This window comes from Stenotrophomonas sp. NPDC078853 (assembly GCF_044901215.1).
Lineage (GTDB): Bacteria > Pseudomonadota > Gammaproteobacteria > Xanthomonadales > Xanthomonadaceae > Stenotrophomonas > Stenotrophomonas lacuserhaii.
Genome location: NZ_JBJDOQ010000005.1, coordinates 209,859 through 223,431, shown reverse-complemented (window position 1 = coordinate 223,431; position 13,573 = coordinate 209,859). Strand labels below are relative to the sequence as shown.

Below are 13,573 nucleotides of genomic sequence, written 5' to 3'. Positions count from 1 at the left end.
GCCCGCTCGGGCCCCCACGCGCGGCGGGGGGCGGGCGTGGTAGCGCCGAGCCATGCTCGGCGGAATCCTTCCGCGCAGTGCGGCCGCCGCGCTCGCCGACCATGGGTCGGCGCTACCGGATCCTTCGGCGCGGTCTCAGAAGCCCAGGTCCTGCTCGCCCAGCAGGGGCTGCAGCTGGGCGCGGAACTGGGCCTTGATGCGCTCGAGGGCGACTTCGCTGTCGGCTTCGAAACGCAGGACCAGCACCGGGGTGGTGTTGGAGGCGCGGACCAGGCCCCAGCCGTCGGGGAAGTCCACGCGCAGGCCGTCGATGGTGGAAATGCGGCCACCCACGAACGGGTTGTCCGCGGACTGCGCTGCGCTCACCACCAGTGAAACCAGCGCGTGCGGCGTGCCATCGGCCACCGGCACCTTGATCTCCGGGGTGGAGATGCTCTGCGGCAGCTCTTCCAGCACCTCCTGCGGGGTTTCTTCGCGCAGCGCGAGGATTTCCAGCAGGCGCGCAGCGGCGTACAGGCCATCGTCGAATCCGAACCAGCGCTCGCGGAAGAAGAAGTGCCCGCTCATCTCGCCGGCCAGCTCCGCGTCGGTCTCGGCCATGCGCGCCTTGATCAACGAATGGCCGGTCTTCCACATCATCGGGCTGCCGCCGTGGCGCAGCACGAAGTCGGCCAGCTTGCCGGTGCACTTGACGTCGTAGATCACCATCGCGCCGGGGTTGCGCAGCAGCACGTCGGCGGCGAACAGCATCAGCAGACGGTCGGCGAAGATGATCGTGCCATCCGGGGTCACCACGCCGAGGCGATCGCCGTCGCCATCGAACGCGATGCCGAGGTCGGCGTCGAAACGCTTCACCGTCTGCACCAGGTCCTGCAGGTTGGCCGGATCGCTCGGATCAGGATGATGGTTGGGGAAGGTGCCATCGACATCGCAGTACAGCGGAATGACGTCGGCACCGATGGCCTCCAGCAACGGTTGCACCAGGGCACCTGCCACGCCGTTGCCGGCGTCCGCCACGACCTTCAGCGGACGCTCCAGCTGCACGTCGTCGGCGATCCGGCGCACGTAGTCATCGTTGACCTCGCGCTGCTGGTAGCTGCCCGGCGATGGCGCCTGCGCCAGTCGCCCTTCGACGATGCGCTGGTACAGCGCGGTCACCGCATCGCCGGACAGGGTCTGCCCGGCAATGACGATCTTGAAACCGTTGTACTCGGGCGGGTTGTGGCTGCCGGTCACCGCCACGCAGCTGCCGGTCCGCAGGTAGTGGCTGGCGAAGTACACCACCGGGGTCGGTGCCAGCCCGATATCGATGACATCACAGCCGGCGCGGCGCAGGCCTTCGGCCAGGCCAGCGGCCAGCTCCGGTCCGGACAGGCGGCCATCGCGGCCGACCACCACTTCGCGCAGGCCCTGCGCCAACACTTCGCTGCCGATGGCCTGGCCGATCAAAGCCGCCACCTTGGGCGTCAGCTCTTCGCCGACCACGCCGCGTATGTCGTAGGCGCGGAAAATGCCCGCCGCCAGGCTCGCGGCCAAGGGCGGCGGCTCCAATGCGGCACCGGCGCCCTGCTCCGCCGACGCGCCGCTCGACACCTCGGCGGCTGACTGCGCCAGGCTCTCGCTCAGGGTCGGACCCTGCTCTTCTGCGCCTTCGCGCGCAGCCCGCCGGGGCAGCGGCAAACGGGACTTGCCCACCAGCAGCAGCACCGCGATCAGCACCAGCAACAGCGCCACGATCGAAGCGGCCAGCGCCCCCAGTCCCAGCGGGCCGGGCTCGATCGACGGCACGCCCGCGGCCAGCCGCAGGCTGCTGTTGGCCAGTGGACGCGCCAGCACTTCGCCGCTGTCGGCCAGCTTGCGATCACCGCGTTCAAGCACGTTGTAGCTGCCCTGGCGCAGCGCCAGATAGCCTTCGGCAGGGGCACGCACCGCGTCCAGCGGGCCGGTAAGCTGCATCAGCGGCTGCCGCACGTAGACCAGCGCCAGCCCGTCGGAGCCCAACGGCACGCTCGCCGCCAGGCCCAACCGCGCGCCACCGGCATCGCGCACCACGCGCGCCACGGGTTTGTCACTGACCAGCGCCGCTTCAAGCAGTGCCAGCCGGGCATAGCCGAAGGCGGCCGGATCGGCGTAGGCGGCCTCCAGCGAAGCTGGCCAGACCTGCACCTCTTCCACGCCGGTCCAGGTTTCGCGCAGCGCCAGCGCCGCTGCGGCTCCGTCACCGGCAGCAAGTGCCTGCCCGACGCGTGCGGATTCGAGGTGCTTGCCGAACTGCAGCAGTTGACCGTCGAGCGCCTTCTGCAGGCCCTGCAATGCGCTGTCGCGCGCCTGTTCCAGCTGGGCACCGGTGTTGGCCTGGCGCCACTGCTGCACCGCACTCCAGCCGAACAACCCCGCCAACAGCAACAGCATCGCCGCCAGCAGCGGCCCCGTACGTCCCGTGACCGCCACGCCCTTCCCCTTGCTGCCGATCATCCTGTCCCCCGAGTCAGCGCACCCCGGTATGCCCGAACCCACCCGAGCCCCGCGTGCTGTCGGTGAAAGTATCCACTACCTGCAGGGCAACACGCACGATGGGAACGACAACCAGCTGTGCGATGCGGTCGCCGGGTTCGATGGTGAAGGCCTCGCGGCCCCGATTCCAGACACTGATCAGCAGCGGCCCCTGGTAATCGGCGTCGATCAGGCCGGTGCCGTTGCCGAGCACGATGCCGTGCCGATGGCCCAGCCCGGAGCGCGGCAGGATGATCGCGCACAGGTTCGGGTCGGCGACGTGGATCGCCAGCCCGCTGGGAATCAACGCGGTATCGCCCGGGGCCAGCACCAGCGGCGCTTCGGTCGCCGCGCGCAGGTCCATGCCGGCACTGGCTTCGGTGGCATAGGCCGGAAGTGGCCAGCTGTCGCCGAAGCGCGGATCGAGCAGCTTCACCTGCAGCGGCTGCAGCGAGGCGGAAACAGGGTGCGATGCAGCGTTCATGCGGTCAGCCTTTGCGCGATGAGGGCGAGCAGTTGCGTGGCCAGCTCGGTCTTGGAGGTGGCCGGGAATACCTGTTCACCGTCCTGCCAATAGGCCGTTGCGGCGTTGTCGTCGCTTTCGAAACCCGCGCCGGCCTGGCCCACCTGGTTGGCGATCACCAGGTCCAGCCGCTTGTCCACCAGCTTGCCGCGCGCGTACTTCTCCACGTCATGGGTTTCCGCAGCGAACCCCACCACCAGCTTCAGCGACTGGGTCTGGGTGGCCACCTCGGCCAGGATGTCCGCGGTGCGGACCAGTTCCAGCACCAGCGACTGGCTGTCGGCGGTCTTCTTCAACTTCTGCGGTGCGACCTGGCGCGGGGTGTAATCCGATACCGCGGCGGCACCGATATAGATATCCGCAGGCAGCGCACCCAGCACGGCATCGCGCATCTGCGCGGCCGAACGCACGTCGATCCGCTGCACGCCCGCCGGCGTCGGCAGGTTCACCGGGCCACTGACCAGCACGACCTCGGCACCGAGCCGGGCGGCCGCCGCGGCCAGCGCGTAGCCCATCTTGCCGCTGCTGCGGTTGCCCACGTAACGGACCGGATCGATGTCTTCGTAGGTGGGTCCGGCGCTGATCAGCAGGCGCAGGCCCGCCAGCGCGGAAGGACCATGCGTGGCGTCGTCGCCTGCTGCATCCGAGGTGCGTTCGATGGCCACCAGCGCGGCCACGATGTCGTCCGGCTCGGCCAGGCGCCCGGGCCCGGACTCGCCCTCGGCCAAGGGTCCGTCCACCGGACCCACCACCTGCGCCCCGCGCGTGCGCAGCAGGGCGATGTTGGCCTGGGTGGCCGGGTGCAGCCACATGCGGTGGTTCATCGCCGGGCACACGGTGAGCGGGGCGGTGCTGGCCAGGCAGAGCGTGCTCACCAGGTCATCGGCATGGCCCTGGGCCAGGCGTGCCAGCAGGTCGGCGGTGCCCGGTGCGACCACGATGCGGTCGGCCCAGCGTGCCAGCTCGATATGCCCCATCGCCTGTTCTGCCGCGCTGTCCCACAGCGTGGTGCGCGTGGGCTGGCCGGACAATGCCTGGAAGCTCAGCGGGGTGACGAACTGCTGTGCACCGGCGGTCATCGCCACCTGCACCAGCGCCCCGGCATCGCGCAGCCGGCGGACCAGCTCCAACGCCTTGTAGGCCGCGATGCCGCCGCCCACGCACAACAGCAGCCTGCGCCCTTCCAGCGGACGCTGCCGCGCCGGGGAAGTCTTGGGTGAGTCAGCCACCGGGGAAATCCTATGCACGCAAAGACATTAGCTTAGCCGAAAGCCCCGTAGTGCCCCTATTCGGGGCGATATGACCGACGGATATAAGTACATGTATGACAGCATTTAACGATGCCAGTTGTCGCGTCATCCGCTTGCGCCCGGCGGTTGCCGGGACCTGCCCCGCCGGACCGCAGGACCCTACCGTGTACATCCGCACCATCATTGCCGACGACCATCCGATCATCCTCCACGGCGCACGCGTGGTGCTGGAGAACGCACGCATCGACGTGGTCGGCGAGGCCTCCGGCGGGACCCACCTGCTTGCCCTGCTGGAGCGCCAGCCGTGCGACGTGGTGCTGACCGACCTGACCATGCCCGGCAAGGGCCCCGATGGGCCCGAGCTGCTCGACTGCATCCGCGTTGCGCACCCGTGGCTGCCGCTGGTGGTGCTGACCGGTACCGCCAGCCCCACGGTGCTGATCACGCTGCTGCGCTGCGGGGTGCATGGCGCGCTGGACAAAGCCGCGGATTTCGACGAACTGGCCCAGGCGGTGCGCAGTGCCGCTGCCGGGCAGACCTACGTCTCACAGCACCTGCGCTCCCACCTGCAGGCCCGTGACCTGGCCCACCGGGCAACGCCGGCCTCGCTGTCACAGGGCGAACGCGATGTGCTGGAAGGCCTCAGCCGCGGCATGAACCTCAGCATGATCGCCCAGCAACGAGGGCGCAGTCCGAAGACCGTCAGCCGGCAGAAGTCCGATGCGATGCGCAAACTGGGGCTGACTGGAAACCACGAGCTCCACGCGTTCCTGCGCACTTACCCGATCAAGGGCTCACGCCCTTCCTGACCCACCAGGCTGCGGCTGCCCCATGGCCGTGCGCAGCGTGGGTGGCCACACTGTCGGCATGACGATCCACGACTGGCCCGCACAGGAACGACCCCGCGAACGCCTGCTCTCGCAGGGCCCCGGCGTGCTCTCGGATGCGGAACTGCTGGCCATCTTCCTCGGCTCGGGCACACGCGGGCGCGATGCCGTGCAGACCGCCCGCGATCTGCTGGCCCAGCATGGACCGCTGCGCAGGCTGCTCGACCTCCCCGCTCCTGCGCTGGCGCGCCTGCCCGGGCTGGGTCCGGCGCGCAGCTGCGCGCTGGCCGCCGCGCTGGAACTGGCGCAGCGCCATCTTGCCGCGCAACTGGTTCGCGGCGAATGCGTGGGCCAGTCCCCTGCGGTGGCCGCGCGCTTCCTGCAGCATCGGCTGCGCGGACGTTCCAACGAGGTATTCGTCGCCCTCTTCCTGGACAACCAGCATCGCCTGCTGGCTTACGAGGAGCTGTTCCAGGGCACGGTGAATGCCGCGTCCATCTACCCGCGCGAAGTGGTCCGCCGGGCGCTGGCGCTGAACGCGGCCGCCGTCATCGTCAGCCACAACCACCCCTCCGGGGATGCTGAGCCGTCGGCCGCCGACCACCAGGTCACCGCGGAGCTGCAATCCCTGCTGGCCCACCTGGACGTGCGCCTGCTGGACCATCTGGTGATAGGGGAAGGCGCGCCCGTGTCGTTTGCTGAACGAGGATGGCTGGGCTCGGCCAGCGCCCCGCCATCGCGAAGCTGAACTGCCTCAGGAACCGCAGGCACGCCTCCATCGGGGCCGCAGCCGGCACGGGGCTGAACCCCCACGGTTCATCCCCGTCTGCCGGGGCGGGGCAGATCGGCTAAAATGGGGGATTCCGCCGCACTTCACAGCAGGCCACGTGAAAAATCTCCTCCGCGCCCTGATAAGCCAAGGCATCGAAGCCCTGCGCGCCAATGGCACCCTGCCCGCCGATTCGATTCCACCCGAGTTCGTGGTTGAACGCCCGAAGACCCGCGAGCATGGCGACTTCGCCACCAATGCCGCCATGCTGCTGGCCAAGGCCGCGCGCAGCAACCCGCGCGCGATCGCCCAGGCCCTGCTGGATGCGCTGCCGCAGAGCGCGGATGTCAGCAAGGTAGAGATCGCAGGTCCCGGCTTCATCAATTTCCACCTGGCCGGCAGCGCGTTCCAGCGCGAAGCCGCCAGCGTGATCAAGGAAGGCGATGACTACGGCCGCAACCTGTCCGGCAATGGTCGGACGGTGGGCGTGGAATACGTGTCGGCCAATCCGACCGGACCCCTGCACGTGGGCCACGGCCGCGCCGCCGCGATCGGTGACTGCATCGCGCGCGTGCTCGATGCCAATGGCTGGAATGCCAAGCGCGAGTTCTATTACAACGACGCGGGCGTGCAGATCGAAAACCTGGCGCTGTCCACCCATGCGCGGGCCAAGGGCATCAAGCCCGATGACGCCGGCTGGCCGGAAGGCGGCTACCGCGGCGATTACATCCAGGACGTGGCCGACGCTTACCTGCGCGGTGCCAGCGTGGACCTGGAAGGCACCACCGTGGTCGGCGCCAAGGACCCGGATGACATGGCCGCGATCCGTCGTTTCGCCGTGGCCTACCTGCGCAACGAGCAGAACCTGGACCTGGCCGCGTTCGGCGTGGACTTCGACATCTACTTCCTGGAAAGCTCGCTGTACAACGACGGCAAGGTCGCCGAAGCGGTACAGCGCCTGCAGGATTCCGGGCACACCTATGAAGAGGGTGGCGCGCTTTGGCTGCGCTCCACCGATTTCGGTGATGACAAGGACCGCGTGATGCGCAAGTCCGACGGCACCTTCACCTATTTCGTGCCCGACGTGGCCTACCACCTGACCAAGTGGCAGCGTGGCTACGAGCGCGCGATCACCGAACTGGGTGCCGACCACCATGGCTCGCTGTCGCGCGTGCGCGCCGGCCTGCAGGCGATGGGCGTGGGCATTCCGCAGGGCTGGCCGGAATATGTGCTGCACCAGATGGTGACGGTGATGCGCGGCGGCGAGGAAGTGAAGCTGTCCAAGCGCGCGGGCAGCTACTTCACCCTGCGCGACCTGATCGATGAAGCCGGTCGTGATGCCACGCGCTGGTTCCTTATCGCGCGCAAGCCGGACTCGCAGCTGACCTTCGACATCGACCTGGCGCGCCAGCAGAGCAACGACAATCCGGTGTTCTACGTGCAGTACGCGCATGCCCGCGTCTGCAGCCTGCATCGCCAGGCGCAGGAGAAGGGACTGGTGTATTCGCAGGAACAGGGACTGGCCGCGCTGCGCACGCTGCAGGACGAGGCATCACTGAACCTGATGAATGAAATCTCGCGTTACCCCGAAGTGGTGGAAGCAGCCGGCATCGCGCTTGAACCGCACCTGGTGGCGCAGTACCTGCGTGAATTGGCGCACGCCTTCCACACGTGGTATCACGGGACGCCGGTGCTGGTGGAAGATGCCGCCGACCGCGATGCCAAACTCACCCTGGCCAGCGCGGCGCGCCAGGTGTTGCGCAATGGCCTGGAACTCCTGGGCGTAGGCGCCCCGGAAAAAATGTAAGCATTGGAGAAGCAGTAGACATGGCAGCACGACGCGGCAAGAGTCAGGCACGGCGCAACAGCAGCCAGGGAACGCCGGGGTGGGTGTGGCTGGTCGCCGGTGTGGCGATTGCCGCCGTGGTGTTCCTGGCCGCGCCGAACCTGTTCAAGGGGGATGCCGATGGCTTCCTGCGCGCAGGTCCGCGTCCGGATCCGAACGCCCAGCCGGCACCGGTGGTCGAAGCCGAGGGTGACGTCGGCACGCAGGTGGAAACGCCTGCAGCGGCCAAGCCGGATACCCCGGCCAAGCCAGCGGCGACCCAGTACGACTTCTACACGCTGCTGCCAGGCAAGGAAGTGGAGATGTCCGATGCAGAGCTGGCTGCGAGCACGCGCGCTGAGGAACAGCGCCTTGCCCGCAGCGAGGCGCAGCGCGCGCAGGCGGCGCTGGAAGGCAAGCCGGTCCCGGCCGCCGCGCCTGCGCCGGCTTCCACCGCAGCCACCACCACCGGTGCCACGGCGACGGTGGCAAGCACGGCGCCGGTACGCCAGGTCGCCCTGCCGACACCGTTGAGCGAGCGTCCCGCCGCGCCGGCCACCGCCACCGCACCGCCGGCCGCCACCACCAGCGCGCCTGCAGCGACCGCAGCGACCACGCCTGCAGCCGCGCCTGCCGAAAGCAACGTGCGTTACATCCTGCAGGCCGGCGCATTCGGTGCGTCCGGCGATGCCGAAGCGACCAAGGCGAAGCTGGCGATGATCGGGCTTGCTGCGCGGGTTGAATCGGCGCAGATCAGCGGCAAGACGGTGTATCGCGTACGCATGGGGCCGTATGGCACCGCAGGCGAGCTGTCCGAAGCCAAGCAGAAGCTGGATGGAACCGGCCTGCAGGCGATGGCGATCAAGGCGCAGTAACACCCGCCACGGTCCGCAGGTCAGCTCCACGCTCTTTTCTTTCTACCGTGGTGGACGCCAAGCGATCCGTGGCAGGGCCGGGCGGTAAGGTTGGGCGGGGGCGTGGAACGCCATGGATGGCGCGACACGAGGCCCGCCGGAGCGGTTTTTGCCGTCCCCCGCCCAGCCTTGTTGCCCGGCCCGCGCACGAGAACAAGCACTTCGCGACCAGCCACGAGGGGCTCGGCGGTTCGCCCAGCGGATGCTTCGCCGGGCGGCCTCAGCCTTCGCGTGCCACCTGGAAGCCGGCATACGACTGGCTGACCGGCATCAGTTCCAGGCGATTGATGTTCAGGTGCGGCGGCAGGCTGGCCACCCAGTAGATCTGCTCGGCGATATCTTCGGCAGTCATCGGGTTGGCGCCGGTGTACAGCTTGTTCGACGCGGCCTGGTCGCCATGGGTACGCACCACGGTGAACTCGGTTTCAGCCATGCCCGGTTCGATGGTGGTCACCCGCACGCCGGTACCGTGCAGGTCCGAACGCAGCCCCAGCGAGAACTGGCTGACGAAGGCCTTGGTGCCGCCGTAGGCATTGCCGCCCGGATACGGGTAGACGCCGGCCACCGAAGAGATGTTGATGATCGCCCCCTTGCGCTCCACCAACTGCGGCAGCAGGCGGTGGGTGAGCGTGACCAGCGCGGTGACGTTGGTGTCGATCATCGTGCGCCAATCCTCCAGCTTGGCGTGCTGTGCCGGCAGCGTGCCCTGCGCAAGGCCTGCATTGTTGACCAGCAGGTCGATCTGCCCGAACGCCGGCGGCAACGCCAGCAGTGCCGCTTCCATGGCGACTGCGTCGCGGACATCGAACACCGCCGCGTGCACCTGGTCGGCACCATAGGCGTCCACCAGGGGCTGCAGGCGCTCACCGCGACGGCCGGTGGCGATCACCTTCCAGCCCGCCTTGGCGAAGCGGTGGACGGCGGCAGCGCCGAAGCCGGAGGTGGCGCCGGTGATCAGAACGGTACGGGTCATCAGGCAACTCCAGAAAGATCCAGGCCGATATTCTGGCACTGTCAGCGTCCACCTGCCTTGCCGGATCGGTCGCCCGCGATCAGCGCACGCGGAATACGCGCGCCTTCGGCAGGTCCGGATCCACCTGCAGGAACCAGCGGCCGGCGATGCCGGGCACCACCTCGATGGGCGGATCCTGCAGCGGTCGGCGCAGGGTCATTTCGCCCTTCAGCACCTGCCATTGCTGGCCGTTGTCGAGGGTGAACAGCATGCCCGGCTGCCAGCCGCTGATGGTGCCGGTGGCATGCGCCTTGATCGGGCCGTCGTCGAGGCCGATGAACATCGGGGCCGCAGCGGTCGGCGTGGCGCGGTCGGCAGGCGGCGGCGCGTCGGATGCCGTCGGCGCCTGCGGCTGGGTCTCGCGCAGCAGGCGGTTCAGTTGCTGCAGCTGGTCCGGGGTCAGGCCGACGTCGGCCAGCCGCGCCGCGTCGATGCGCTGCTCCAGCGGCACGTAGCGGTCCTGCGCCGCCGCCGGGCAGGCGGCCGGCAAGACGGCCAGCAGCAAGGGAATCCAGGGACGCATGGCGGGCAATCCTGCTTAAGGGGTCGAGGGGCGCACTGTGCTGCAGTTCGATGACCGCAGGATGACAGCGGCGCGGGCGGTACAATGCACGTCCCGGCGCTCCCTGCCGGCGGTGTGGAAGACAATGATCAACAACGATGTGCTGCGCAGCCTGCGCTTTGCCCTGGACCTGAGCGACAACCACATAGTGGTGCTGTGCGAGCTGGCCGACCCTGCCTTCCCGGTCACCGCCGAGCAGGTCAATGCCTGGCTGAAGCCGGACAACGAAGCGGGTGCCGAGCCCTGCAGCGACGAGGCGCTGGCCCATGTGCTGGATGGCCTGATCGTGCACCTGCGCGGCCGCGACGAGAGCCAGCCACAGCGCGCGATCGAGACGCGCATCGACAACAACCTGATCCTGAAGAAGCTGCGCGTGGCCTTCCAGCTGCGTGACGTGGACCTGCAGGAGATCTTCCAGGCGGCGGGCTTTGCAGTCTCCAAACCGGAGTTGAGCGCGGTGTTCCGGCAGCGCGACCACAAGCACTTCCGCAAGGCGGGCGACCAGTTGATGCGCTACTTCCTGAAGGGCCTGGTGCTGCGCGTGCGTGGTTCCTCTTCGAACGGCTGAGTCGCTTGGAGCAACAGCCGGATACGGTGCAGGGGTCGGGCGGGATGGGCTTGGCGGGACACGCCGCAAGTACGTCCTTGTAGGCTGCGTCGCCGCATCCATGCGGCTCAGCGTCCCGCCAAGCCCACCCCGCCCGACCCCCGGACGGCTTCCTGGCGGCCTGCAGAGGTGCGGTAGCGCCGAGCCATGCTCGGCGGCTGTGCCGGGATCAGAAGCTGGCCTGCAGGGCCAGTTCAAGGCGGGTGCCGGCATTGCCGGGGAACAGCTGGCGTGCGGCGTTGTCGGTGGCGTGGCCGGTGGCACGCAGCTCCCACTTCGGGGCGATGGCGTGGATCACGCTGAGCTGCACGTGCTGGTAATCGGCGGCCTGTGCGCTGGCCAACCGGTAATGGCCGTAGGCCGCTTCCAGACGCGTCGCGTCTGACAACGGCAGGCGCATGCCGATCTGTGCATAGGTGCCGGGATGGCCGCCGGCCAGCGCGTCGCGCGAGTGCGCCAGTTGCAGCCAGGCGCACTGCTTGAAGGTCGCGGTGGCGGACAGCTCGGTCCAGTCCAGCGCGCGTCCCGTTCCCGGATACAGATAGCGCGTGGCGTTGGCATCCAGGCTCCAGTCCGGGGCCAGCTCGCCACTCCAGCCCAGCACCGCATCGAACTCGCTGCGTGCGCCGCTGTCCGGTTCGAACGATACGTTGGATCCCCACAGGCTGGCATACAGGCCGCTGCCATGCGTGGCACGTACGCCTGCCTGCACGGCGGCCTCTTCGCCGGTCTGGGAGCTGCCACGCCAGATGTAATCGCTGGCAAGCGCGAGGGTGCCGCTGACATCGGCCTTGGCGTCCCCCACGGCCACCAGGTTCATTGCCATCACGCCGGCCATGCCCACGCTGCCCATTGCCTGCCACTTCATCCCATCACCTTTGTCTGCTGGGTGGCCCTGCCACCGGAGCTGCGCAGTGTGGGATCCGGCGGCGTAAATGATCGAGGGCGTCAGCAGCGGTTGCGCGCAAAGCCTGCGTAAACCGTGGCATCGCATCGGCATGGCGGCTGCGCGCTATCATGCAGGCCTGTTGAACGGAGCACCTGCGTGGACGCGATCCTGACCCCTGTATCGATCGGTGAGCTGATCGACAAGATCACCATCCTGGAAATCAAGGCCGAGCGTATCGACGATGCGGCCAAGCTGGCCAACGTGCGCACCGAACTGGACGGCCTGCTGCCGCTTTACGCGACGCAGCGCAGCAACCAGCCGGCGTTGGAGGCACTCAAGCAGCAGTTGAAGGTGATCAACGAACGCATGTGGGACATCCAGGACCAGCTGCGCGACAAGGAAGCAGCGCAGGTGTTCGACGATGCCTTCGTGCAGCTGGCGCGCGGGGTGTACCGCACCAACGGCGAGCGCGTGCAGGTCAAGAACGAGATCAACCGGGTGGCCGGCTCGGCGCTGGTGGAAGAGAAGCAGTACCAGGGCCAGTAAGCTGGCGTACGCGCCGCGCGGAATCGGAAACCAGACAGGCCCGGCAATGCCGGGCCTGTCTGTTCAAGCAGGCTGCATGCGCGGGGCATGCAGCGGCGGTATTACCAGCTGAAGCGCGGGCCGACCGACCATTCCTTGTCGCCGTCACGGTTCATCTTGATGTCACCGTTGATGCCCCAGTTCTGGTTCAACTTGACCTGCGCACCCAGACGACCGTACCACTCGCCTTCCGGGCTGATGCCGTGCTTCTTGCTGTAGTCTTCGTAACCGGCCAGTGCGTAGACTTCGGCGTGCTGGCCGAACGCGGTGCGAATACCGGCTTCAGCGCTGTAGCCGTTGAAATCCAGGCCGTGCTTGGCGTCGAACTTGTTGTATGCAGCGCGCGCGACGAAGTCGGTCGACGGTGCGATCTCAACGTTGTAGCCCACGCCCACGCGCCACTGGTCGACGTCCTGCTTGGTCGCATCCACTTCCTGCTGGTTGAACTCACCGAACACGTGCATGTTCGGCAGCACGCCGTAGGAACCCTTGACGCCCCAACCATCGGCCTTGCCGCCATCGGCATCGGTCTTTACGTAGTTGCCTTCGGCGTAGTTGTAGGACAGGTTCTCGGCAGCCGAAGCAGCGAACGGCAGCGCGGAAGCCAGGGCCAGGGCAATCAGGGACATCTTCATGGGTACAACCTCTTGTCTTTCTGGTTTTGTTGCAGCAGCGCCGGAACGCCGTCGCATCGGGGGATGTAAAGTTTCCGTTTTTTGACCTAACCCCATCCTGAAAGCAGGAAAGCGATTTTTGGCTGCTATTCAGCTGTTTTCAGGCATACGCGCGCGCTTTCCCTTTCCTGGTGTGCATACGGCATTCACGCGCATCGAGGGTGTCCGGGCGTAAACAGCCAGGACACGGTGGATGACGTCGCAGCATGTCGTTCTGGAGACCACTCGTTCGTCGTACCCATGAAGGCCCTGCATCCGCAGGCCATCCGGAGAACAGGCAATGAGCTACATCGACGGGTTCGTCCTGGCGGTACCCACGGGCAAGAAACAGGCGTTCATCGACCACGCGCGCAGCATGGATCCGGTATTCCTGGAGCTGGGCGCGACGCGGGTGGTCGAGTGCTGGGCCGACGACGTACCGCACGGCAAGACGACGGATTTCTACGGGGCAGTGAAAGCCAAGGAAGACGAGACCGTGGTGTTTTCATGGGTGGAGTGGCCGGATAAAGCCACCCGCGACAGCGGCATGGCCAGGATGATGGACGATCCACGGATGGATCCGACCAACAATCCCATGCCGTTCGACGGGCAACGGATGATCTTCGGCGGCTTCACGCCGATCGTCGAACTACCGTAACGCGGA

14 protein-coding genes are annotated in these 13,573 nt (G+C 67.6%); 7 read left to right on the top strand and 7 right to left on the bottom strand.

Features of this window, described 5'->3' with window-relative positions; translation table 11 throughout:
- Positions 1-135: 135 nt before the first annotated feature.
- The 3 genes from ACI2JH_RS08025 to coaBC form a co-directional block, all read right to left on the bottom strand.
- Complete coding sequence (locus ACI2JH_RS08025; RefSeq protein WP_404735905.1) at positions 136-2,412, bottom strand: phosphomannomutase/phosphoglucomutase; 2,277 nt, start codon at positions 2,410-2,412, stop codon at positions 136-138.
- A 76-nt stretch (positions 2,413-2,488) separates the two neighbouring features.
- Positions 2,489-2,977, bottom strand: a complete 489-nt coding sequence (gene dut, locus ACI2JH_RS08020) for a dUTP diphosphatase (RefSeq protein WP_101098222.1) — start codon at positions 2,975-2,977, stop codon at positions 2,489-2,491.
- Complete coding sequence (gene coaBC, locus ACI2JH_RS08015; protein WP_404735892.1) at positions 2,974-4,245, bottom strand: bifunctional phosphopantothenoylcysteine decarboxylase/phosphopantothenate--cysteine ligase CoaBC; 1,272 nt, start codon at positions 4,243-4,245, stop codon at positions 2,974-2,976. The genes dut and coaBC overlap by 4 nt, the downstream gene beginning before the upstream one ends.
- Before the next feature lie 185 nt (positions 4,246-4,430).
- Between coaBC and ACI2JH_RS08010 the strand changes: the two genes are divergently transcribed.
- From ACI2JH_RS08010 to ACI2JH_RS07995, 4 genes are all read left to right on the top strand, one after another.
- Positions 4,431-5,075: a response regulator transcription factor gene (locus ACI2JH_RS08010; RefSeq protein ID WP_042613332.1), complete on the top strand. Its 645-nt coding sequence runs from the start codon at positions 4,431-4,433 to the stop codon at positions 5,073-5,075.
- A gap of 58 nt (positions 5,076-5,133) precedes the next feature.
- Positions 5,134-5,841 carry a DNA repair protein RadC gene (radC, locus tag ACI2JH_RS08005; protein ID WP_404735904.1) on the top strand — a complete coding sequence of 236 codons (708 nt, stop codon included), beginning with the start codon at positions 5,134-5,136 and terminating at the stop codon, positions 5,839-5,841.
- A 139-nt stretch (positions 5,842-5,980) separates the two neighbouring features.
- The gene (gene argS, locus ACI2JH_RS08000) at positions 5,981-7,669 is read left to right on the top strand and encodes an arginine--tRNA ligase (RefSeq protein WP_101098224.1); all 1,689 of its coding nucleotides are present in this window, start codon (positions 5,981-5,983) and stop codon (positions 7,667-7,669) included.
- A 20-nt stretch (positions 7,670-7,689) separates the two neighbouring features.
- Positions 7,690-8,562: an SPOR domain-containing protein gene (locus ACI2JH_RS07995; protein WP_319275125.1), complete on the top strand. Its 873-nt coding sequence runs from the start codon at positions 7,690-7,692 to the stop codon at positions 8,560-8,562.
- A gap of 259 nt (positions 8,563-8,821) precedes the next feature.
- Here ACI2JH_RS07995 and ACI2JH_RS07990 read toward each other — a convergent pair whose 3' ends face one another.
- Positions 8,822-9,574, bottom strand: a complete 753-nt coding sequence (locus tag ACI2JH_RS07990; RefSeq protein ID WP_101098226.1) for an SDR family NAD(P)-dependent oxidoreductase — start codon at positions 9,572-9,574, stop codon at positions 8,822-8,824.
- Between the two features lie 79 nt (positions 9,575-9,653).
- Complete coding sequence (locus ACI2JH_RS07985; protein WP_404735891.1) at positions 9,654-10,136, bottom strand: hypothetical protein; 483 nt, start codon at positions 10,134-10,136, stop codon at positions 9,654-9,656.
- 124 nt (positions 10,137-10,260) lie between these two features.
- Here ACI2JH_RS07985 and ACI2JH_RS07980 point away from each other — a divergent pair, with 124 nt between their 5' ends.
- Positions 10,261-10,743 carry a DUF1456 family protein gene (locus ACI2JH_RS07980; RefSeq protein ID WP_042613327.1) on the top strand — a complete coding sequence of 161 codons (483 nt, stop codon included), beginning with the start codon at positions 10,261-10,263 and terminating at the stop codon, positions 10,741-10,743.
- A gap of 208 nt (positions 10,744-10,951) precedes the next feature.
- Here the strand turns inward: ACI2JH_RS07980 and ACI2JH_RS07975 are convergent, their stop codons facing one another.
- Positions 10,952-11,635, bottom strand: coding sequence for a TorF family putative porin (locus ACI2JH_RS07975; protein ID WP_404735903.1), 684 nt, complete (start codon positions 11,633-11,635; stop codon positions 10,952-10,954).
- A 192-nt stretch (positions 11,636-11,827) separates the two neighbouring features.
- Here ACI2JH_RS07975 and ACI2JH_RS07970 point away from each other — a divergent pair, with 192 nt between their 5' ends.
- On the top strand, positions 11,828-12,217 hold the full coding sequence (locus tag ACI2JH_RS07970; protein ID WP_101099512.1) for a DUF6165 family protein: 390 nt from the start codon (positions 11,828-11,830) through the stop codon (positions 12,215-12,217).
- 101 nt (positions 12,218-12,318) lie between these two features.
- Here the strand turns inward: ACI2JH_RS07970 and ACI2JH_RS07965 are convergent, their stop codons facing one another.
- Positions 12,319-12,891, bottom strand: coding sequence for an Ax21 family protein (locus ACI2JH_RS07965; protein WP_101099513.1), 573 nt, complete (start codon positions 12,889-12,891; stop codon positions 12,319-12,321).
- 319 nt (positions 12,892-13,210) lie between these two features.
- Here ACI2JH_RS07965 and ACI2JH_RS07960 point away from each other — a divergent pair, with 319 nt between their 5' ends.
- Entirely contained in the window at positions 13,211-13,567 is a 357-nt protein-coding gene (locus tag ACI2JH_RS07960) for a DUF1428 domain-containing protein (RefSeq protein WP_319275130.1), read from the top strand.
- The last annotated feature ends 6 nt before the right edge of the window (positions 13,568-13,573 follow it).

Coding starts and splice junctions, on each gene's coding strand:
- ACI2JH_RS08025 (WP_404735905.1), bottom strand. CDS start 2,412: ATGCTGTTGCTGTTGGCGGGGTTGTTCGGCTGGAGTGCGGTGCAGCAG.
- dut (WP_101098222.1), bottom strand. CDS start 2,977: ATGAACGCTGCATCGCACCCTGTTTCCGCCTCGCTGCAGCCGCTGCAG.
- radC (WP_404735904.1), top strand. CDS start 5,134: ATGACGATCCACGACTGGCCCGCACAGGAACGACCCCGCGAACGCCTG.
- ACI2JH_RS07995 (WP_319275125.1), top strand. CDS start 7,690: ATGGCAGCACGACGCGGCAAGAGTCAGGCACGGCGCAACAGCAGCCAG.
- ACI2JH_RS07990 (WP_101098226.1), bottom strand. CDS start 9,574: ATGACCCGTACCGTTCTGATCACCGGCGCCACCTCCGGCTTCGGCGCT.
- ACI2JH_RS07985 (WP_404735891.1), bottom strand. CDS start 10,136: ATGCGTCCCTGGATTCCCTTGCTGCTGGCCGTCTTGCCGGCCGCCTGC.
- ACI2JH_RS07980 (WP_042613327.1), top strand. CDS start 10,261: ATGATCAACAACGATGTGCTGCGCAGCCTGCGCTTTGCCCTGGACCTG.
- ACI2JH_RS07975 (WP_404735903.1), bottom strand. CDS start 11,635: ATGGGCAGCGTGGGCATGGCCGGCGTGATGGCAATGAACCTGGTGGCC.
- ACI2JH_RS07965 (WP_101099513.1), bottom strand. CDS start 12,891: ATGAAGATGTCCCTGATTGCCCTGGCCCTGGCTTCCGCGCTGCCGTTC.
- ACI2JH_RS07960 (WP_319275130.1), top strand. CDS start 13,211: ATGAGCTACATCGACGGGTTCGTCCTGGCGGTACCCACGGGCAAGAAA.